This is a genomic window from Pseudoalteromonas sp. SG41-1, from assembly GCF_014164575.1.
In the GTDB taxonomy this organism is placed as follows: Bacteria; Pseudomonadota; Gammaproteobacteria; order Enterobacterales; family Alteromonadaceae; genus Pseudoalteromonas; species Pseudoalteromonas rhizosphaerae.
This window is the reverse complement of the sequence record NZ_JACJFL010000003.1, coordinates 151,486-173,410: the sequence shown is the minus strand read 5'-3', so window position 1 is coordinate 173,410 and position 21,925 is coordinate 151,486. Positions and strand designations below refer to the sequence as shown.

Annotated in this window: 18 protein-coding genes; 12 read left to right on the top strand and 6 right to left on the bottom strand. The window is 39.8% G+C overall.

Annotated features, from left to right (window positions below; all coding sequences use genetic code 11):
- Positions 1-1,569 carry an anthranilate synthase component 1 gene (locus H5203_RS03895; RefSeq protein WP_182734838.1) on the bottom strand — a complete coding sequence of 523 codons (1,569 nt, stop codon included), beginning with the start codon at positions 1,567-1,569 and terminating at the stop codon, positions 1-3.
- Positions 1,570-1,992: 423 nt separating this feature from the next.
- On the opposite strand from H5203_RS03895, the gene H5203_RS03890 reads away from it, so the two are divergent.
- The 5 genes from H5203_RS03890 to H5203_RS03870 all read left to right on the top strand — a co-directional run bounded on the left by H5203_RS03890 (position 1,993) and on the right by H5203_RS03870 (position 5,610).
- Positions 1,993-2,850: an RNase RNM gene (locus tag H5203_RS03890; RefSeq protein ID WP_182819401.1), complete on the top strand. Its 858-nt coding sequence runs from the start codon at positions 1,993-1,995 to the stop codon at positions 2,848-2,850.
- Positions 2,843-3,463: an L-threonylcarbamoyladenylate synthase gene (locus H5203_RS03885; RefSeq protein ID WP_145233655.1), complete on the top strand. Its 621-nt coding sequence runs from the start codon at positions 2,843-2,845 to the stop codon at positions 3,461-3,463. The genes H5203_RS03890 and H5203_RS03885 overlap by 8 nt, the downstream gene beginning before the upstream one ends.
- A gap of 15 nt (positions 3,464-3,478) precedes the next feature.
- Positions 3,479-4,312, top strand: a complete 834-nt coding sequence (locus tag H5203_RS03880) for a ScpA family protein (protein WP_182731448.1) — start codon at positions 3,479-3,481, stop codon at positions 4,310-4,312.
- Positions 4,313-4,473: 161 nt separating this feature from the next.
- Positions 4,474-5,028: a cytochrome b gene (locus H5203_RS03875; RefSeq protein WP_149981004.1), complete on the top strand. Its 555-nt coding sequence runs from the start codon at positions 4,474-4,476 to the stop codon at positions 5,026-5,028.
- A gap of 3 nt (positions 5,029-5,031) precedes the next feature.
- A complete protein-coding gene (locus H5203_RS03870; RefSeq protein ID WP_145233661.1) occupies positions 5,032-5,610 on the top strand; it encodes a YceI family protein in 579 nt (192 codons plus the stop codon).
- A 50-nt stretch (positions 5,611-5,660) separates the two neighbouring features.
- Here H5203_RS03870 and H5203_RS03865 read toward each other — a convergent pair whose 3' ends face one another.
- Positions 5,661-6,518, bottom strand: a complete 858-nt coding sequence (locus H5203_RS03865) for a TIGR02285 family protein (RefSeq protein ID WP_145233663.1) — start codon at positions 6,516-6,518, stop codon at positions 5,661-5,663.
- Positions 6,519-6,644: 126 nt separating this feature from the next.
- Positions 6,645-6,788 carry a hypothetical protein gene (locus H5203_RS03860; protein ID WP_182717921.1) on the bottom strand — a complete coding sequence of 48 codons (144 nt, stop codon included), beginning with the start codon at positions 6,786-6,788 and terminating at the stop codon, positions 6,645-6,647.
- 449 nt (positions 6,789-7,237) lie between these two features.
- On the opposite strand from H5203_RS03860, the gene H5203_RS03855 reads away from it, so the two are divergent.
- The 5 genes from H5203_RS03855 (at position 7,238) to H5203_RS03835 (ending at position 16,181) form a co-directional block, all read left to right on the top strand.
- On the top strand, positions 7,238-7,789 hold the full coding sequence (locus H5203_RS03855; protein WP_182734834.1) for a dienelactone hydrolase family protein: 552 nt from the start codon (positions 7,238-7,240) through the stop codon (positions 7,787-7,789).
- A 69-nt stretch (positions 7,790-7,858) separates the two neighbouring features.
- Positions 7,859-8,815 (top strand): acetoacetate decarboxylase family protein, encoded by a 957-nt coding sequence (locus H5203_RS03850; RefSeq protein ID WP_182757687.1) that lies wholly within the window; start codon positions 7,859-7,861, stop codon positions 8,813-8,815.
- A 9-nt stretch (positions 8,816-8,824) separates the two neighbouring features.
- Positions 8,825-11,071 carry an NAD(P)-binding protein gene (locus tag H5203_RS03845; RefSeq protein WP_182734830.1) on the top strand — a complete coding sequence of 749 codons (2,247 nt, stop codon included), beginning with the start codon at positions 8,825-8,827 and terminating at the stop codon, positions 11,069-11,071.
- A 106-nt stretch (positions 11,072-11,177) separates the two neighbouring features.
- Positions 11,178-13,448, top strand: coding sequence for a TonB-dependent receptor (locus tag H5203_RS03840; protein ID WP_145233672.1), 2,271 nt, complete (start codon positions 11,178-11,180; stop codon positions 13,446-13,448).
- 30 nt (positions 13,449-13,478) lie between these two features.
- Positions 13,479-16,181: a 7TM diverse intracellular signaling domain-containing protein gene (locus H5203_RS03835; protein ID WP_182734828.1), complete on the top strand. Its 2,703-nt coding sequence runs from the start codon at positions 13,479-13,481 to the stop codon at positions 16,179-16,181.
- On the opposite strand, the gene H5203_RS03830 is transcribed toward H5203_RS03835, so the two are convergent.
- Positions 16,170-16,982 carry a hypothetical protein gene (locus H5203_RS03830; RefSeq protein WP_182734826.1) on the bottom strand — a complete coding sequence of 271 codons (813 nt, stop codon included), beginning with the start codon at positions 16,980-16,982 and terminating at the stop codon, positions 16,170-16,172. The genes H5203_RS03835 and H5203_RS03830 overlap by 12 nt on opposite strands.
- A 167-nt stretch (positions 16,983-17,149) precedes the next feature.
- On the opposite strand from H5203_RS03830, the gene icd reads away from it, so the two are divergent.
- Positions 17,150-18,409 carry an NADP-dependent isocitrate dehydrogenase gene (icd, locus tag H5203_RS03825; protein WP_182734824.1) on the top strand — a complete coding sequence of 420 codons (1,260 nt, stop codon included), beginning with the start codon at positions 17,150-17,152 and terminating at the stop codon, positions 18,407-18,409.
- A 1-nt stretch (position 18,410) separates the two neighbouring features.
- Here the strand turns inward: icd and H5203_RS03820 are convergent, their stop codons facing one another.
- Together H5203_RS03820 and H5203_RS03815 are read right to left on the bottom strand one after the other, a co-directional pair.
- The gene (locus H5203_RS03820) at positions 18,411-18,860 is read right to left on the bottom strand and encodes a hypothetical protein (RefSeq protein ID WP_149981184.1); all 450 of its coding nucleotides are present in this window, start codon (positions 18,858-18,860) and stop codon (positions 18,411-18,413) included.
- A 149-nt stretch (positions 18,861-19,009) separates the two neighbouring features.
- Entirely contained in the window at positions 19,010-19,957 is a 948-nt protein-coding gene (locus H5203_RS03815) for a LysR family transcriptional regulator (RefSeq protein WP_145233680.1), read from the bottom strand.
- A gap of 104 nt (positions 19,958-20,061) precedes the next feature.
- Between H5203_RS03815 and aceK the strand changes: the two genes are divergently transcribed.
- Entirely contained in the window at positions 20,062-21,879 is a 1,818-nt protein-coding gene (gene aceK / locus H5203_RS03810; protein WP_182819400.1) for a bifunctional isocitrate dehydrogenase kinase/phosphatase, read from the top strand.
- Positions 21,880-21,925 lie beyond the last annotated feature (46 nt).

Here is a 21,925-nt window from a genome sequence, read left to right as displayed (position 1 = left end):
TTAGTGTCCTTGGTACGTCGATTGAATGGCTGTAATAACCGCTTGTGCTTTAGCACGAGTCTCATTGGCTTCAGATTGAGGGTCTGAGTCAAACACAACTCCGGCACCGGCTTGTACATACGCGGTATTATTTTTAACAAAGGCCGAGCGAATAACAATGCAACTGTCCATGGCGCCGTCACCGGTTAAATAACCTACCGCACCACCGTAACTACCACGGCGCTTACCTTCAGTTTGCCTTACCAACTCTGCCGCGCTGACTTTAGGCGCACCAACTAAAGTGCCCATGTTCATACAGGCTTGGTAAGCGTGTAGGGCATCCAGCTGAGGTTTTAATGTGCCAACAACGCGTGACACTAAATGCATTACTTGCGAATAACGGTCGACCTTTAATAGCTCTTTTGCGTGGCGAGTTCCCGGGACACTGATACGAGCTACGTCATTTCGTGCTAAATCAACCAACATTAAATGCTCAGCACGCTCTTTTTGGTCGTTGCGCAGTTCCAGTTCAATACGACTGTCTAAATCTGGATTAATTTGGCCATTAGCAAACTTTCCTCGTGGGCGAGTTCCTGCAATTGGATATACTTCAACTTGTTGTGATGTAGCACAAAACTTTAAAGCTGACTCAGGAGAGGCACCAAATAACGCAAATTCACTGTCGCGCATATAAAACATGTACGGGCTTGGATTTTGTTTTTTTAGTTGGCTGTAGGCATGTAGTGGGTTGGCGCAAGCTAACGAGAAGGTACGCGATGGCACAACTTGAAAAATATCGCCATCGACAATGTGTTTTTTCAAACTATTGACCTGTTGGCAATAGAGCTCGTCACTAATATCAACACTGACGTCACTGCTGCCAGCACTTTGCTGCGCACTATAGCTATCGGCTTGGTCGCATAAGGTATTTAAACGTTCGAGCTTTTTACCCACTTCAAAACAGTTTGCATGCACATCAGGGCCATTAAAAACGTTACCAATCAGCTCAGTGGTTTTAGCTTGGTGATCAATTACCACTAAGGTTTCAGCTAAATAAAATACGTAATCAGGACAGCTATTTTCTCCATCTGGTACATCACTCAGTTGTTCAAAGTTGGCTACCATGTCGTAAGCAAACACACCGCCTAAAAATAACGAAAATGGATTGTTTGTGGTGCTGCTGATACTATTTATACAACAGCGCAAGGCACTAAAAGCATTATCGGCAATCAGCTTTGAGGCTTCATCAATATTATGATCGATACCTTGATATTCGATGCTGAGAGTTTGCTTGTTTAATTGAGTATGGCAGTTTTCTAATTTAGTTTGTAAATAAGGCAGTAATTGCTGACCATTATTAGATTGCGCCGTTACTGTGACTGTTTTACCTGTGCAGATTATTTTTAGTGCACAATCTACCAAAATTAAACTTTTGACACTGTCTTTAGAATCAATTTCTGCTGACTCTAAGAGTAATGAATTATCTTTATCAAGCAATCCATATAGTGCCAATGGGCTATGTATATATTCTCGCACTTCGGTGATGCTAGTAACTTCACCTGGCGTTGTTGTTATATGACTAAAAATCAAACCTCATTCCCTCAAAAAAATAAAACCCCGCAAGCTAAGCTATGCGGGGTTTGAATAACGATACCTATGTTTCAGATAGACCATTACCGTCCCGCTATACCAGGCGCCACCACCAATGATGTGTAAAAGTTGCTACGTTATTCATGTTTGTTACCCTAAAATTTAAATATAAAAAAACCCGCAATAAGCGGGTTTAGAATGTGTTAGACACGACAATTCGTCACCCGATAATTTACGAGTGCCACCACCAGATAGTGTTTTGGATTGAATTTATCATTGTTGTAATTCTATTTGTGTCTCAAGTGACTACAGTAAACCGTATCAACTGCGTTAGTGTCAAGTATTTATTTAAAACAATTTATTAAAAAATTTTGTTATACTTAATAACAACTTTCGCACATTTAATATGAGCAGTCTTCTGTTTTGATAAAATACGATTTACACAGTCATACCACACATTCTGACGGGCAATTAACTGTTGAGCAATTATTATTGCGTGCAGTTGAAAAAAATATAGATGTGTTTGCGATCACTGATCACGACACCACTGCTGCGGTTAAACCTGCACAAGCATATATAGAAAGCGAATCTCTACCATTAACCTTGATATCAGGGGTTGAAATTTCCACTAAGTGGGAAAGTTTTGAGATCCACATCGTGGCATTAAACGTAGATATTGGCGAGTCAACATTGACCAGCTTATTGACTATCCAACAGCAAAAACGTGCTGATAGAGCTGTCGAGATCGGTCGTCGTTTAGAGAAAAATGGCTTTGATGGCATTTATCAACAAGCGCAAGAGCTTGCCGCAGATGCACAAATTACCCGTGCACATTATGCAAGAGCACTTATTGCTCGTGGCGTTGCAACCACAATTCCTGGGGTGTTTAAAAAATACCTTGGCCGCGCTAAAACGGGTTATGTACCAAGCGATTGGTGTGATATGCAAACCGCCATTGCCGCCATTCATGCCGCAGGTGGCGTTGCTGTGATTGCCCACCCTGGGCGTTATCAAATGTCAAATAAATGGCTGCGCAAATTATTGAGTCAGTTTAAAGATGCCGGTGGCGATGCAATGGAAGTTGCACAACCACAACAAGCACCGACTGAGCGACAGTTTTTAGGCGAATTGAGCCGTGAATACGATTTACTGTGTTCGCAAGGATCTGATTTTCATTTTCCTACTAGTTGGCTAGAATTAGGAAAAAACTTATATTTGCCAAAAGATTGCCAAGGCGTTTGGCAAACTTGGGAAGGGCAAACAGGAGAACTAAATGAGTGATTTTTTTCATATTCATCCGGATAATCCACAACCACGCTTAATTAATCAAGCGGTCGACATTATCAAACAAGGTGGTGTGGTGGTATATCCAACCGATTCAGGCTATGCAATAGGCTGTAATTTAGGTAACAAACAAGCAAAAGAGCGTATTGAGCGCATCCGTGGTATTGAAAAACACCATAACTTTACCTTAGTATGTCGTGATCTATCTGAGCTTTCTACTTATGCACGAGTAGATAACCAACTATTTAGATTAATTAAAAACAATACACCCGGGCCTTATACGTTTATCTTTAAAGGCACTAAAGAAGTACCAAAACGTTTGTTAAACGACAAGAAAAAAACCATTGGTATTCGTGTAATAGAACATCCAATTACCTGCGCATTGCTAGCAGAGTTAGGTGAGCCATTGATGTCGTGTTCATTAATTTTACCCGGTGAGCAGTTTACTGAGTCTGATCCGGACGAGATACGTGATCGCATAGGTAATCAAGTTGATTTAATTATTCATGGCGGCTATTTAGCTGAGCAAGCAACCACAGTAATCGACCTGTCAGAAGATACAGTTGAGGTGCTGCGTGTAGGCTGTGGCGATACAGCTCCATTTGAATAACTACGCCGATAAACCATGAACGAACTACATACTGATGATGTAGCTCAAATACGAGAGCCGGCGCAACAAAAGTTGCCGCTGGCTTTTTTGCATGGCAAAGAAGTAATGAATACCCCGGAAGATTTGTATATTCCGCCAGACGCTCTAGAAGTAATTTTAGAAACCTTTGAAGGGCCACTTGATTTATTACTATATTTAATAAAAAAACATAAGTTAGATATTCTGGAATTGTCGATTTTTAGCATTACTGAACAATATGTCCGTTATGTTGAAATGATGACCGAGTTCCAATTGGAGCTTGCTGGTGAATATTTGGTGATGGCGGCATTACTTGCACAAATAAAATCACGACTATTACTGCCAAAACATGAAGAGCTTGAGGAAGAAGAAGATCCACGGGCTGAATTAATTCGTCGTTTACAAGAGTATGAACAATTTAAGCTAGCTGCGCAGAACCTTGATGATATTCCACGTGTTGGCCGTGATATTTTTATTGCCCACGCATTAGTGCCTGAGCAGAGCGAGCATGCTCAATTGTTACCGGATGTTGATTTAAAAGATTTACTATTTGCGCTCAGTGATGTGATGGCGCGAGCTAAAACTTTTGAGCATCATCAAATAACCGCAGAAGCTTTATCAACTCGCGAAAGAATGAGTTTAATTTTGCAAAAGTTATCGACAGCCGGCACGCAACTTCCTTTCACTGACTTATTCACTTTTGACGAAGGCCGAAGTGGTGTAGTGGTTAGCTTTATTGCTATGCTAGAGCTCATCAAAGAAAACCTTATCACTTGCTTGCAAGTCGATCCTACAACACAAATTTATATCGGTTTGATTGAAAATAATTAAACAATTATTAGGGTGATGATGTTTATCATTGATTAACTTGCTAACTTGCTAACTTTAATCTTAATTGTGCATATACGCACATAACTTGTTTGTTATTAGCTATTTTCTTCTATCTAGGTACGCGCTATTCTGATGTCATTCGATAATGGAATTAATAACACATGCTTAAAAATACAAAATCTTCGTACGGTGTGGTTGCCATTTTATTACATTGGTTAATGGCGGTAATGGTGATTGGCTTATTTGGCCTTGGCTTGTACATGGTTGAACTTACTTATTACGATAGTTGGTATAAAGGTTCTTTGGATTTACATAAAAGCGTAGGGATCACCTTAGTTGCTTTATTAATTTTTAGATTTGCTTGGCGTGCATTGGGCACGCAGCCTGAGCCAGTAGCGGGCAGCAGTAAAGCGTTAAATAATGTAGCGCATACAGTACATATATTTTTATATCTACTGCTTAGCGTCATTGTGATTTCAGGCTATTTGATTTCTACTGCGGATGGTCGTGCAATTGAGGTGTTTACCTTATTTAGTATTCCCGCAATTGATTTTTCAGTAGCTAATCAAGCAGATATTGCAGGTAAAGTTCACTACTATGTGGCATGTAGCCTCATAGGATTAGTGGTTTTACATGCTCTCGGGGCGTTAAAACATCACTTTATCGATAAAGATAAAACCTTAGTTAGAATGATAAAACCACAAAAGGATGATTAATAAATGAAAAAAATATTACTTTCAGCTGCAGTAGCAGCAACATTGTTTGGTGCTAATACTGCACACGCTGCAGATTATGTTATTGACACTCAAGGTGCCCATGCATTTGTAAATTTTAAAATTAAGCATCTAGGTTATAGCTGGTTACACGGTCGTTTTAATACTTTTGACGGCGGCTTTAGCTACGATGCAGCTAACCCAGATGCATCACAGATCATGGTTAATATTGATACTAAAAGTATCGATTCGAACCATGCTGAACGTGATAAGCATTTACGTGGTAAAGAGTTTTTAAATGTTGATAAGTTTCCAACAGCGACCTTCAAAAGTACGTCAATTAAGTTTGATGAAGAGGGTGATGAAGCTGATGTAACAGGTGAGTTTACCCTTCATGGTGTAACAAAAACGATTACCTTTGAAATCGATAAAATTGGTGAAGGTAAAGATCCATGGGGTGGTTACCGAGTTGGCTTTGAAGGTGAAACCAGTTTAAAGCTTGCTGATTTTGGTATTGATTACAACCTAGGTCCTGCATCTACACATGTTGATATTGGTTTATATATTGAAGGTGTGCGTAAGTAAAACCTAACCTGAATTCAGGTTAAATAAATATGCTAATATTGATAAACGCCTCACTCAGTTGGGGCGTTTTTGTTTGCTTGTAAACGTTGCTCTAGTAACGGTTTTAAATTATCTGGTAACCAACGTAATAACACTTCATGGTAGGCTGGTTGTTGTTTTATTTCTTTCAGTGCTGCATTAAGCACTTCAACTTGTGCGATACCTTGCTCGGTATTAGTACAGCCAATATAGCCATAACTCAGATCGGGAGCTTCAGTCAGAGGCAATTGCATTAACTGATCTTCAAACCCCATCGATTTTGCTAAATAGTAATGCTCGCTTGGGTAGCCCAATAAAATATCAATGCGCTTTTTCTTTAACATGTAAGTCAAACTGGCAAGGGTATCGCGACCAGGTCGAATAATTATGGATGCGTCGGCACTATTATTAATTACTGCATCAATAGCATTACCGTATGATCGGCTCATAGAAATCCCCAGTGCAAGTTGGTATTGATTGAGTAGGGTTTTCAATGATACAGGTGTACTTGTTTCAAGCTTGAGATGTTGCACAAGCTCTTGGTGAATAGCAATAGAAGGCGATAAGCCAACCGTCGAAGTCTGTTCACTAAAGCTGATGTGTTGTTTGCGGTGCGGGCTTTGGTATAGCGAGAGCATGCAGTAAGTATGATTTGGGTTAGACAGCTCCTGTATTGTGCGACTTGATGGAAAAATAGTACGGTTGAATGTATAGCTAGGAAGCTGTTGTTCTAATAAGGCGATAACACCTTCATCGCGGCCTGTTCCTGCGTATTGATCGTTAAAAATATAATAAGGGGCAAAGTCAGTGACTATCCAATCAATTGTTTTAGCATGCAAAGGAGTGCTAATTAACAATGATAAAAAAGCATAACGAAAGGCATAATGCATTAATTCAACCACAGATAAATTATTAATATACTAAGTGTAGCAGCTGTTGAATAGTTAGCTTAAAAAAAGCAAAACGCCAGCATTAGCTGGCGTCATTTAAATTGCGAGGAAGCAAATCATTATCGATTAATTGGCTTTTAACCATTTAACAAATTGACGTGCGTCACTTGCTTTTGTAAATAAGGTATTTTTTAAACCTTGTGTATCAGAAAAAATAACACGTTGTTTATTTACTGAAATTGATTGCACTGGATGTGCGATTTGGATCATAGATCCGTTGTAACTATAAGACATAATAAAACTCACTTTTTTCTTGTTATCTTTAATGTGCGCTAATTTCTTTATTAGCTTTCAAAGCACAATTAGATAGACCGTGTTGTGTTTAGCTTCATTACAGTGTTGACGATCTTTATGACATTTATGCGACTATTTAAAAATATGCCGTAGTCTGAATTGGGGTTCTCGCCGTACAATAACTTAGCTCTATAATATACGTTTTGCGGGGATTACTGGATCAGGGTAAAGAGGTTAACCGCGAGGCTTTTTTAGGACCAAGAGGACAATTTACCCCAGTAATTTTATTTACGCAAGCATTATTTTAACTTTATTCTAGCCATTGTATTTTAACTGCTGTATTTTAATTAGCTAATCTGAAAAAGACGTTTAGCGGTATTTTAACTGTTGTGCGGTAATTTAACTGTAAATAATAAGATTTGGCTATGGAATACATTATCGTTAGTGATATTTTTGGTAAAACCGCTCATTTGAGTCACTTTGCACGGCAATTTAACGCTAAAAGCATAATTGTCGATCCGTACGATGGGCAATTGCAGCCAGTGATTGATGAGCAATTACAGTATGATTTATTTATCACTGAGTGTGGTCACGATAACTATTTCAACAAGCTTAATACCATTCTTAGTAGAGTAACTAAACCAACTACGGTAATCGGTTTTAGTGCTGGTGGAGCCGCTGCGTGGCGAAGCCAAGCAACTGTGAAAAATTCACAGATAAAAAGATTAGTGGCATTTTATCCAAATCAAGTTCGTCATTATTTAGATTTGTCTGCCAGCGTGGCCTGCGAGTTTATTTTTGCGAAGCAAGAAGTGCACTTTGATATTCTTCCTGTGCTCGCTTGTTTAGAGCAGCAAATCAAAGTGCAATGCCAGCGTGCAGACTACGGTCATGGGTTTATGAATCCCTTGTCAAAAGGCTTCGATAGCTTTGGTTATCAACAATATAGCCAGTACTTGCTCACTGAAAATAATTAACTGAAATTACTACCTTGTAAAAAATCTTGGCTATACTTATTTTTTTATCCAATAAAATAATTATAAATCATGACCGTACAACTACCTCCTTATAGTCACTTTTTATCAAACCCTGTTGCAAAGCCACCATGTCGAATGACTAATGCAAATATGTATGGTTTTTTTGCAAAAATAGATCAGGATAAAGTTCAACAGTATATCGATACAACGCTTAATATTGTTGCAACGGATGAGTTATATTTTAAAGGCATAGGCGAATATGCATTATTAACCTTTACCGACATAGAAAAAATTGCCTCATTAACGCCGCCTTTTAGTGAGCACGGTTGGATGCAAGAGACTGATATTATTATTTGGTTACCAGTTGCAAAGGTTGAAAAGCAAGGCAATGATGAAGATATTACTCATCTTTATTGGTATCCGGCGTTTATTTGCGTAAATAATGTTTATGCATTAATAAACGGCAGAGAAACATGGGGTTACAATAAATATTTATGTGATTACCAGATGCCCAGTTCGGTAAGTGATATAACCGACTTTTCAGTTTCACTGGATTGTTTTAAGCATTTTTCGCCAACGTCAAAATTACAATCACAGCATTTATTTTCAGTCACCAAAAACGTCAAGACGCAAAGCGATGGCTTATTATCTGTATTAGAGGACTTTGGCGAGCATGTCGCCAATTTGTTTGATGGGGATCATCTTGGTATTGATTTTTCGCTATTAAAGCAGCTGTTACAGGGTTTTGTGAATCCACAGATGGATCAAATACTATTTAAGCAATTTCCTGACGGGCAAGGCGATAAGGCTGTTTTTCAAGCAGTTATGCACTCTCCTTCAGAAATAAAGAAAATCCATCAATTTAAGCTACTCAGTGGTGCTTATCAGCTACATTTACAGCAACTAGATAGTTTTCCTTTAGCGCAAATGTTTGGTTTACAGCTAGGAGCGCAAGCTGTGTATTTGCCGTTTTATATCAAGATGGATTTTGACCAACTTCAAGCTACACAAATACTCCCTAAGTAAGGATCCATTATGGAGCAAGAAAAAATAGTTATTATAGGCGGTGGTGTTGCCGCAATGACGGCTGCTTTATACCTGACTGAACAACCTAATTGGCAGCAAAAAAGACATATTACAGTGTACCAACAAGGTTGGCGTTTAGGAGGAAAAGGAGCCAGTGGCCGTAATGCTGTTATGGGGCAGCGCATAGAAGAGCATGGTTTACATGTCTGGTTTGGTGCCTATGTTAATAGTTTTAAAACCATTGAAACTGTATACGACAAGCTACAGCGTCCGCCAACGAGTGCACTGAGTACCTGGCAACAAGCACTTAAACCGCATAGTTTTATTGCCCTTGAGGAGCACATTGATGAACAGTGGCAAACGTGGCCTATAGACTTTCCTGTTTTACCTGGCAATCCTGCGAATGGGAGTTTAGATATTACCGTGTGGGACTTTGTAAAAATGACCCTTGCATGGCTAAAAAAATGGATACCACAATTTGAACTGGCCGCCAGAGTCCAAGCTAAGAGCACACAATTAACGACAAAAAAACCACGAGATAGATACCTACTACGCCATTTTCATCAACAAATTCAGACCTTGGTTTCTGATGGCAGTGATGCATGGCAAACCTTTACCAACGATATACAAAATCTCAATCAAGAAATCACTTCAACACCTAGCTTACTTGTCGATAAATTAAATAGCTTTGTGCAAAGTAACAACACACTGCAGCCACAAATTTCTGAGAAGAAAGATAGTTTAGTGATTTGGTATATTGTCAGAAAACTAAAACGCTGGATTAACCAAGAGTTAACCGAGTTACTGGATGACAATGCAGAGTTGAGGCGTATTTATATTTGTGCCGATTTAGCGATAGCGATGCTGGTTGGATTGATTAAAGATAAAGTTTATCGCGATGGTTTTGGGGTCATTAACAAGTATGATTTTCGTCAATGGTTATTAAAAAATGGTGCGAATAAACAATACAGTGTCGATTCTGCGCCCGTGCGTGGTTTTTATGATTTAGTGTTTGCCTACCCACAAGGTGATTTTAAAAAACCAAATGTAGAAGCTGGAGTTGCTGCACTTGCCATGCTTAGAATCGCATTGTGTTATCGCGGTGGGGTAATGTGGAAAATGCAGGCGGGAATGGGCGATGTTATTTTTGCGCCATTGTATGAACTATTAAAACAAAGAGGCGTTAACTTTGAATTCTTCCATCAACTACAGCAACTTACACCTGGGATTGATGAAAGTGGCCAAAACTGTGTTGCTTCTGTGTTATTACAACAGCAAGTGAGTTTAAATAACTCATCAGAGTATCAGCCATTAATTGATGTGAAAAACTTAGCTTGCTGGCCAAGTGAGCCTCTTTATCAGCAGATAAACCACGAGCAGGCCCTGTTACTAAAGCAGAATAATATTAATTTAGAATCATTTTGGAGTGATTGGCCCAGCTGTTACCAAGCACATTTTGGCGCACAACTACCAACTAAAACACTGCAGTTTAAAGATGATTTTGACCGGCTGATCCTTGGGGTCTCAGTTGCTTCATTAGAGCATGTTTGCCCACAATTATTAGCAATAGACGACAACTTTGCTGCTCAGGCTAAAAATGTTCTTTCGGTAGCTACACAAGCCAGTCAGATTTGGTTAAATAAAACAGATCAACAGTTAGGTTGGCAGTATATGCCGCCAAGTGAAGAAGGGCCTATTTTGAGTGGTTTTAGCGAACCGTTTGATACTTGGGCTGCAATGCAAAACTTAATTGATAAAGAGCAGTGGCCTGCAAGCAATAGTCCGCAGAATATTGCCTATTTTTGTAGTGCATTTCCTTGTCAAGAGTATCCACCACAGAGTGATCATGGTTTCCCTGCACGGGCAAAAGCACAAGTAAAAACTAACTTAACACAACTATTAACAACTAATATGCAGCCATTATGGCCGTTAGCTTATAACGATAATGACTTTGATTGGTCCATTTTATATACACAGCATGACGTGCCAGAATCAGCGCGCTTAGATCAACAGTACTGGCGAGTGAATGTTGATCCAAGTGAGCGTTATGTGCTGTCGGTTTCAGGTTCCAGTCAATATCGTTTAGCAACTGATGGCACGCAATTTAGTAATTTATTTATTACCGGCGATTGGATCAAAACAGGTGTTAATGCAGGTTGTGTTGAAGCTGCGGTTATGGCTGGAATGCAAACAGCACGAGCACTGTGTGGGTATCCGCAGCAGATCAGTGGTGAAAATGCCTTTGAAGCGCAGTAAAACTAGCTAATTAATGGATAACTTGGCGACTTTAATCAATAAATTAGTCTATAATCGTAAATAATTACAATATCTTTACATTGTCGGTATTAAGGTTCACCATCTAATGAAAAGCCAACGTTATCCTTTTTCAAATCATATATTGCTGCTGTGCTCGTCGAGCCTCGTTTTTGCTGTGGCTGCACAGGCAAAAAATGACGATTCGAGTGGCTCTAGCCAAAGCCTCGAAGTCATTGAGGTGTTCGCCCAAAAACGCGCGCAGGCAATTGAAGATGTTAGTATTGCCATTAGTCAGGTCAAAGGTGATAGCCTTAAAAATCAACATTATAAAGATTCAACAGAGTTATCGGTATTCGCGCCTAATTTAAAAATCAGCCAAAATGCGGCTGAAGGTACGCCACCGGCGGTAAATATCCGGGGGGTTGGTTTAGTTGACTACAATACGGCGAACACCTCGCCTGTGGCTATTTATGTAGACGACATTGCCGTAGGATCTGCAAGTAATCAGATCGTTAACTTCTTTGATATTGAGCAAGTGGATATTTTGCGTGGTCCGCAGGGGACTTTATTTGGCCGCAATTCAACTGGCGGAGCAATTTTAATTCGCACTAAACGCCCTGAATTTAACGAGTCGGGGTATTTAACAGCGGGTATAGCAAATAATAACGCGTTTAGTATTGATGCTATGTATAACAATCAATTAAGTGATAACAGCGCGTTTCGTGTCGCTTTAAATCATCAAGACTATGACTATTCAACCACCAATACTTTTGCACAATCACCTACCGCTGGAATGCAACAAACCAATGCACGGCTATCACTATTAAGTGAGTTTGATACTGTACAGGTATTGTTACAAGCGCACCTCGAAGATTGGCAGGGTATTGTGCAGCCTGTCGGTAATATCGGTGTAGTGGCGGATCCATTAACAGGTCAGTTATGTAGTCCTAGCGAAGCTGGTTCGACAAATTGCTATGATAACTTTGGCTTCAATGATGCCAGTGATGACTTTTACACGGTTAAAGTTAATAACGATTCTCCGCATAAAACGGATGGTAAAGGGTTTAGTGCACATATTAATTGGCAATTAAATGAGTTTAACGAAATTATTTCGATTAGTAGTTATAACCAATTAGAGCGCGATCATGCATTTAATTGTGATGGCTCACCAGCGCGATTATGCGAAGGAAATCTAGGTTTAGATACTCACTTATTTAGCCAAGAGTTACGCTTGCAAACGCAATGGAACAAACATACTTTAACCAGTGGTTTATATTACGCAGATGAATCAATCAAACAAGATAATATTAACGATATTTTAAGAGATTATCGCGGTATATTAGCCACCGACTTAACCGCAACCTTCTTCTATGATAACCAAATTGACACGCAAAATATTGCCGCTTTCAGCCAGTTAGACTATCAACTTAATTCAGATTGGTTGCTAAGTGTTGGACTACGTTATTCCTATGAGTCACTTGATTATGACTCAGTGGCACAATTAAATATGGTAGTTGATCCGAGTGATTTAGCAGGGGTTTTAGTGCCATTTTATCATGTGCAAGGCGAGCAATCTGATAATGGTTTTTCTGGCCAGTTTGCTGTGAACTACCTTATTAACGATACAACCCATGGCTATTACCGTTTTGCAAATGGGATTAAAAGTGGTGGTTATAATGGCGGGTTTTTATCTTCCCCAGAGCAAGCCGAATTAGCTGACTATGGCAAAGAGCGTCTCAATGCGCATGAAATTGGTACTAAATCATGGTGGCCTGAGCAAGGTGTGCGGTTTAATTGGGCTGCTTTTTATTATGATTATAATGATCAGCAAGTGTTTATGAACCAACCATCAGACTCACCACAAAAGCCACCCGTGCAATTATTAGAGAACGTTGGTGATTCAGTGATCTATGGCCTTGAAGCTGAACTCGATTATCAAGCGACTAAAGCACTTTCAATGCGTTTTGCGATGGGTTACATTCCCCATGCGGAATTTGAAGAATTTGTTGATCCTTTGGGTAACAGTTTGACTCATAATCGGCTGCCATTTACATCAAAGTGGAATGTTAGTGCAGGCGTAGAATATCGTTTAGAGCTTGCTGGTAATCCCTTAACAACACAATTACTAGTGGATTATCAATCAGACTATTATTTTGATCAAAACCAAAATCCGTATGCTATGCAAGATGGTTACAGTTTAGTCAATGGTAATATTCGTTATCAATTAGATAACCTAGGTTTTGTACTGTGGGGGAAAAATTTATTTGCCAGTGAGTACAGTAATTTGAAGTTTGATTTGAGCTCTTTCCTTGGCATGTTGGAAGATTTTAAAGGGGAAGGTCGCCGCTATGGTTTGGATATCAGTTATCAGTTCTAATCTTTTTGTCATTAAACTGAGGCGTATTGTATGCTGTTAAAAGCAATACAAGGTTTTTGCTATGTAGTCTTTTTAGGCTTGCTAACAATATATGTCTGCGAAGTGCGAGCAACACAGTCAGCGGGTGTGTTTGTTTATACAGAGCAACAACAAGATATAAATTTGTTTCAAGTTGGTACCTTATTAGCGGCAAGTTATGAAGGGTTTCCTGATAACAGCACTCAGATTGCGACGTGGCTTGACAATAAAAAACCACAAACAAGTACCACATATTATGGCGGAAGTTATTGGTTAGTTGTCGAACTTGAAAATCAGACTCAGCTAGCTGAATTAGTGTTGTTCCCTTACAACACCTTAGTATCGCGTATTGAAACACGTGTATATGATATGGCCGATCCCACATCTGAGGCCGCGCGTTACATAACAGGGGGGATTGAAAAAAACGAATTTGCTTTTCATTACGGCAATAAAATAGCACTTACACCAGGCAAGCGTTACTTTTTGATCACCAAGTATGAAAGTGACTACTTTTACACTCCTCCTAAACTGGTATTAAAACCCTATGCAGACTTCTTTACCCAGATCACCATCGAAAATATGGTGATGATGTTGTGCTTTGGGGTAGGCATTGCGCTGGGTTTGTATAACTTATTAATATATTTTGGCGCACGGGATGTAACTCACCTTTATTACGCCTTATTTACAGCATGCTGGGTATTTGCCTGGAGCCAGTTTTTCCATATTCCAGATCAACTATTTGGTTTTTATAATGCCCATTTTCATTGGCTAGGGTTTGTTTTAATACCATTAACTAACATTTTATTTTTCAATAATTTGCTTAAGCTAAAAGACAGTTTTCCACAATTAGCCAAAGCATCAATTATATTAGCTGTGGTGGCAACCGCAGGTTTGCCTTTCGCTGCTATGTGGCCAGGTTTTGGGTTTATTTGGGCAACCATAGTAACGGGGTGCACCTTATGCTTAGGCATGTACATAGGGGTTCGCAGTTGGATGAGTGGTTTTAAACCCGCGCGATACTTTGTCTTTGCTTACCTAGCGATGGCAATTCCTAATATGGTGGGAAATTTAACTAATTTAGGTGTACTGACGCCGATTGCAATCGATCTGTACTTATTAGGTTTGATTGGCACCGCCTTAGATGCGATGTTACTCGCGTTTGCAGTGGCAAATAAATTTAGTATCTTACATGATGAGAATGTTGAGCTTACTAAAAACCTCGAGCAAAAAGTGCAATTGCGTACGCAGGAGTTACAACAATTGGCGTCAGAACTCACTGATGCCAGTGAAGCTAAGAGCCGTTTTTTAGCAAATATGAGTCATGAAATACGTACGCCAATGACCTCTATTATAGGCTACGCAGATGGTATTATTTTAGGCGATATTAAGCCTCACGAACGAAATCATGGTATTCGGGTTATTTTACAAAACAGCCGCCATGTTTTAGGACTCATAAACGACATACTTGATATGTCAAAAATAGAGGCCAATCGCCTTGAAATTGATTTAGTCGAGACTGACTTATTTGCAACCATTGCGCATATAGAATCGCTATTAGGCAAACAAATTCGTGATAAAGGTCTTAAATTTAAAGTTGATTACCAATTCCCACTGCCTGATTGGATTATTTCTGATCCAACCCGATTACGACAAATATTGTTAAACTTAACAGCTAATGCATTAAAATTTACCACGGTAGGGCATATTCAATTAGTGGTGAGTTGCACTAAAGAGCAGCTTGTCATTAAAGTTAAAGACACCGGCATCGGGATGACAGAGGCTGAGCAACAAGACTTGTTCACGCCGTTTTATCAGGCTGACTCATCGATCTCACGTAAATATGGCGGTACAGGACTCGGTTTAAATATTTCAAAAAGTTTAGCCGAAAAGTTAGATGGTAATATCACCGTTCATTCCCATGTTGGCAGTGGCAGTGAGTTTAGCCTCAATATCGCGCTATATATGCCTGAACGAGTACGTTGGATCAATAGTTTTGATGAGATCTCTATAAGCAAAGAAAAAGAGCTGCCAAGTCAAGATCAGCGAAATCTCGTGGGTGAAGTGCTGGTAGCGGAAGATCATCCTGAAAACCGTGAATTGATCAAACGTATTTTAGAGCGAATGGGGTTAACGGTTACTGCGGTAGAAAATGGCAAAGATGCAGTGCAAGCGACCCTAGATCATCAATTTGATTTGATTTTATTAGATATTCAAATGCCAGTAATGGATGGCGAACAAGCGATTCATATTATGCAGGCAACAGGATTAACGACCCCCATTGTTGCCCTTACAGCAAATACTATGAAGCATGAAGTTGATCGCTATCTAAAACAAGGGTTTATTGATCATATAGGCAAACCAATTGACCGCAGTGAATTTAGTCATAAAATTGCTAGTTATTTAGATATCGAAATGCTTGAAGATGTAAAATTGCCAGAGCATGAATTTGAGGTGCTTAAACAGGTGTACATAAAAGGGCTTAAAAAGCAGCGAGAAACAATAACCAAGCAATATACAGATGGCGATATGACAGGGTTTGCACAAAGTGTTCATATGCTAAAAGGAACTGCTGGAATGTTTGAGTGCGAAACATTGTACCAACATGCAATCAAGTTAGACAAAGCCCTTAAAGCCGATAGCGTGATGTTAGATAGCCATTTAGTTTATCAAGTGTTTGATGAAATTGATGATATTTTATGTCACTCACCTCAGTAAAATAAGCTGCTCACGGGTAATGTCCGGAAAATCAGTACGCTGTGTATAACGGGCATATAAGGTTGAAAAAATGGCGCTGCGTGAAAGCTGATCAAATGTTGTGATCAGTTTTTTTGCTGTTGTTTTTGAGCTATAACAACACTCGTTATAGCGTTTTATTAATTGTGTCAAGCTTTGTCCTTGTTGCTGTAAAGCCAGCTCTGCTTCAATAAAAAATGCGCTACCACTCCAATAAACTCTTTGTTGTGCACCTTGTTGCCACATATCGTCGGCAAGTTCACTTAATGGCTGTTGCTTTGTTCGCGTTTGCTGACGTCCGCGTTCAAGCCCTGCAGATAGTCGATGTATAAATTGCTTCCTAGTGATCACTTTACTATCACGCATTATTATATTTTGCATATAGGTTGCAAATCCTTCACTTAACCAGAAGCCCGAATAGGGTAGTAACGGTAAGTAAAGGTGTGCCATTTCATGGTAGAGGGTCCAGTCATCACGTAATTGTGTAAAACTGGCAAAGCGATCAAAATGTAACTCTATGCCATCTGGATCACCACGGCGCACACTTCCCCAAGGCACGGGTTCAAATGCAATATACCGAGGGTGTAAATAAATGGGTAAATTAGAGTATGGCAGTGGGCCTAAAGTTGCCTGAGTTTGCTCAAGACTAAAATTCAGCCATTGCAGTATTATCTGCTGCTTGCTTTTTGACAGCTCGGTTAATCCTTGAGGATCAAGCTGGGCTGCGAAAACAGATGTACTCGCTAAACAAGTAACGAATAAAATTCGATTAAACAGTTTCATATCTGGTACTTAATGGTTTTTAATTGCTCACAGAAGACCGAGTAAAGCATAAAATCCGTTCACTATTTTATTGTTGAATGATAAGTATAGATGCTAAAACCACGACACTCACTGCCAACCATGGTTTAATGTTTATATGATATTTTATAATAAAAATATGGCAGGTTATGGGTTATCAACACATTGAAATCCCACCTCAGGGTGAACAAATTAGCATTGATAATAAAGGCGTGTGGCATATTCCGGCGCAGCCGATCATTGCTTACATTGATGGTGATGGAGTAGGGCAGGATATCTCCCCTTGTATGCGTGACATTGTGAACCATGCTGTGCAGTTATGTTATCAAGGAGTGCGAAAAATTCACTGGATGGAAGTCTTTAACGGTGAAAAAGCTGCGCAGCTATATGATGGGGATTGGTTTCCGCAAGAGACGATTCATGCGGTTCGGCAATTTAAAATAGCGATTAAAGGGCCTTTAACCACGCCGATTGGCGGAGGTTTTCGTTCACTCAATGTTGCTCTTCGTCATGAAATGGATTTGTTTGTAAATATGCGGCCGATTAAAGGCTATTGCGCATTACCGTCACCGTTAAAAAAGCCTGAAAATACCAATATTGTTGTGATCCGCGATAGCTCTGAAGATGTGTACTCTGGAATTGAATGGCAAGCTGGCAGTGTCGAAGCCGAAAAAATGCTGGATTTTTTATGCCAAGAAATGGGCGTAACCCGTCTGCGCTTTGATCAACAATGTGGTATTGGCATTAAAAATATTTCTAAAGAAGGGTCAGAGCGGCTAGTGCGCTATGCAATAGCGTATGCGCTTGAACAAAATAGTGACTCGGTAACGGTAGTGCATAAAGGCAATGTACTTAAATTTACTGATGGTGCGTTTAAGCGTTGGGGGTTTGCCGTGGCGCAAACTGAGTTCTCAGCAATACCACACAGTAATGGCCGTTGGCTAGAAATACCGCGTGAGGGCTTGGCACCGTTAGTTATTAAAGAAGTGATTGCAGATAACATGCTCCAGCAAGCGTTAATGAATCCTGAGCAATTTGATGTAGTGGTAACAACCAACCAAAATGGCGATTATCTAGCAGATATGTTGACTGCACAAGTGGGTGGTATTGGTATTATGCCCGCAGCAAATTTAAATAATGAAGTGGCTTTTTTTGAACCAACTCATGGTACGTTTGAGCGTATTGCTGGACAAAATAGTGCAAATCCTACCAGTAGTATTTTAAGTGCGGTGATGATGCTACGGTTTATGAATTGGCACGAAGCGGCCAACAGTATAGAGCTGGCTTTGCAACAGACATTTATAGCCGGTGAAGTGACCTTTGATTTACAGGCAGAGCAGCAAAACTCGACCATCCTCAGTTGCAGTGATTTTACACAAAGGATAATCGAGCGTTTAAAAGTTTCATGAACTACGCTGCATTGGCGTTGTAGAGCTTTGCACGATACATGCAAGGGCGATTAGTCAGTGTTGCAGCACGTTGATAAATTGCTTTTGCATTGTGTTCATCGCTTGGTGTACCGCTTAATGTATCCATTAAAGCAACAACAATAATAGCTGGCACCTGACAGCAATATTCATCTAATACCGCAGTTGTTGTTTGTGCATCAACATGACAATGCGGGTGATTATGCTCAACTTGATACGCATGCAATAACGTTTGTACATCTAAACTGTCATTGTCAAAATGTTTGTTTTTACGACATTGACAGCCAAATTCATCAACCAGAGTCGCCAATGCTTGGTAAACATCATTACACTCAAGGGTGGTTTGCTTACAAAGTTGTTGTTCGATGAACGCATGTAAATGGCCGTCGATAAATAATCCGTCTTGTTGGGTGAAGCTTGCTGTAGTTTGCATCATAATGTTGTCTCTCAGTGTTAGTGGTTAACTCATTTGGTATGACTTCACTGTAGCCCTAAGCACACTATTTATGAAATTGTTGTTTTCAATAACTGATATTGATTTAATCAATAATAACAAGATATCTCCATTTTAATTAGAGCTTTCTAGCGATCAGCAATCGTATTAGCGAACGCTTGCAGCTCGCGGCGTAACCATTGGTGTGGGCTGGCATGATGCAGTAATGGGCTCCAAAGCATTTTTACTTCGATTGGGACAATTTGAAACGGCACAGGACTAATCACTAACTCGGTATGTTTAGTTAGCAGCATTGCTTGTCGTCTTGGTAGTGTGGCGATCAGTTGTGGCGATTGGCATAGCAAACTTGCCACCATGTAATGACGAGTAAACACCCGAATATGACGGGTTTGTTCAAGCTGCCAAAGAGCTTCGTCTACCCATCCCAGCTTTTGGCTACCTGATTTATTCGTGACGGCAGCTTCAGCCCCCCAGCCTGCACGATTTACCCAAATATGCTCTGACGCTAAGTATTGCTCTAGATCAGGCTGTTTTAAGTATGGGTTAGCTGGATGCATTAAACAGCAATAGTTATCGCGCCAGACACTGGCCTGATGAAAAGACCGTGGTAGGCCGTTGAAGCGATTGATGGCTAAGTCAATGCTGCCCTTTTCCATATCTTGCAGGCTAACATCGCTGGGGCTAAGCACATCAAAATTAAGTCCTGGATGTTTATTGAGTTGCTGGGTAATAAAAGGGGCGACTAGCGTTGATTCTAAATAATCATTCGCCATAATTCTAAAGGTGAGTTCGCCAGTGGTTGGATCAAACATATCACTGGGTTGAGTTATTGCCTCAGCCATTTTTAACAGCGCTTCTATTTCAGGTTTTAAACTCAGCGCTTTTGCAGTAGGAGTCATAGAGCCTGCGGCACGAACTAGGAGCGGATCGTCAAATAAATCACGTAAACGTTTTAGTGCATTACTCATTGCTGGTTGGGTTAATGCTAATTTATTTGCCGCTTTCGAGACATTTCGCTCATCTATCAGTACATTTAAGTACACAAGCAAGTTGAGATCGACATTTCTTATATTCATTTGATCAATCTTATTCATTCGCTGTATTAATTATCTAAATTAAAGCGTGCTTGCTAAGGTGTGTAAACCACTAAATAGACATAGTCATCATAAGTGATAGAAATATGCTAGAGCTAAAAACAGCAAATACGTTATCGACTCAAACTAACAACGCAATTGAGCAAGTCATTGCGACCAAATTAGCGCGTGCCGTATTCGCAGGCTTTGAAGCGATGTTTGCTGAGTTTTTAAATATTACCTTAGGTGCACAAAGTCGTTTTGAGCAACGGCAATGGCAAAGTGTACAATCGGCAATGCGTGAGCGTTTACAAGTATATGAAAGGCAAGTTAAAAATGTTAGTGAAGCGGTGCGAGTCATTGCATTTAAAGAGCTCAACGATCCGCGACTGTGGCAGCAGGCAAAGCATATTTATGGCCAAATGGTGCAAGATCATGAAAACCAACCGATTGCGCATACATTTTTTAATTCAACTTTTGGCTCGATTTGGGATGATAAAAAAATTCGCACCGTGCATTTATTTGTTTTAAAAGCCAAATACCGCGCTAAATCTCGGCCATTTGATAATTTAGTAAGTCGTATTTCATTGCAAAATGGCTTTAGCCAGGCGGTGGAGCAACTTATTTATCGACAATCTTTTCGGGTTGGATTTACAGATTTAGCTCATGATGTTGATATTTTGCAGCGTACTTTGGCGTTAGGTGCGCAGCAGCAATGTCGTCAAGTGTATGAGCTGATGAATTTAAACGATGGCTATATTGAATACGCTAATTCACTGTTTTTTAGAAATAAAGCCTGCTACTTAATAGGTCGTTGTATTGCTAAAAATGGCGATAACATGCCCTTTGCTGTCGCTATTTTACATACCCAAAGCGGTTTAAAGCTTGATGCGGTGATGATGGGCGCAGATCAACTGAGTTTATTATTCGGCTTTGCTCGCACCTACTTTATGGTTGATACCGACCAACCCGCGCGCTATGTAGATTACTTATCAGTGCTAATGCCACATAAGCAACGATTTGAATTATTCAATGCCATTGGCTTTATTAAACATGCCAAAACAGAGTTTTATCGCTATAAGGTCGACACCACCAACAATAGTCCCATAGATGATAAGTACATTATTGCCCCCGGCACGCCAGGCATGGTAATGCTAGTATTTACCACTGCTGGCTCAGATTATGTTTATAAGGTAATAAAAGATAAATTTAGCGCGCCTAAAACATCAACCAAAGCACAGGTGATGGCAAAATACGACTTTGTAAAACAAGCGGATAGAGTCGGCCGTTTAGTCGACACCCATGAATTTCGTTATTTAGCATTTGATTTAAATCGTTTTAGCGATGAATTGCTTACCCATATGCGAGCGAGTATCGGCTCAAGCATGGCTATTGCAAATAAAGCCTTAGTGCTTAAGCATGTATACGTTGAGCGCAAAATGACACCACTTAATTTATACATCAATCAATGTGACGATAAACAACTGAATAATGTAATGCTTGATTACGGCAAGGCGATTAAAGAGTTAGCCGGGGCTAATATTTTCCCCGGTGATATGTTGATGAAAAACTTTGGTGTGACCCGTTGGGGGCGCGTGGTATTTTATGATTATGATGAAATTTGCCCATTAACTGATTGTAACTTTAGAGACTTACCGAGCAGTGAAAATAGTTTTGATGAACTAAGCAGCGAAAGCTATTTTGATGTTGCCGAAAATGATGTATTCCCGAGTCAGTTTAAAGTGTTTTTTAGTGCTGATCAGCAAGCATTTAGTCATTTTTGCCAGCAACATCAAGACTTATTTAGTCCTGATTTTTGGCTGCAGTGCCAAGCTGATATCAATGCTGGGCAATTGGCTGATGTGTATCCATACAAACAAAGTTGGCGATTTCAGCCGGGGGTTATTACCCATAAGTCTGATTAATTTTGGGTGTGTAAAAAGGTAAGCTTACATAAAATAAAAACCAAGG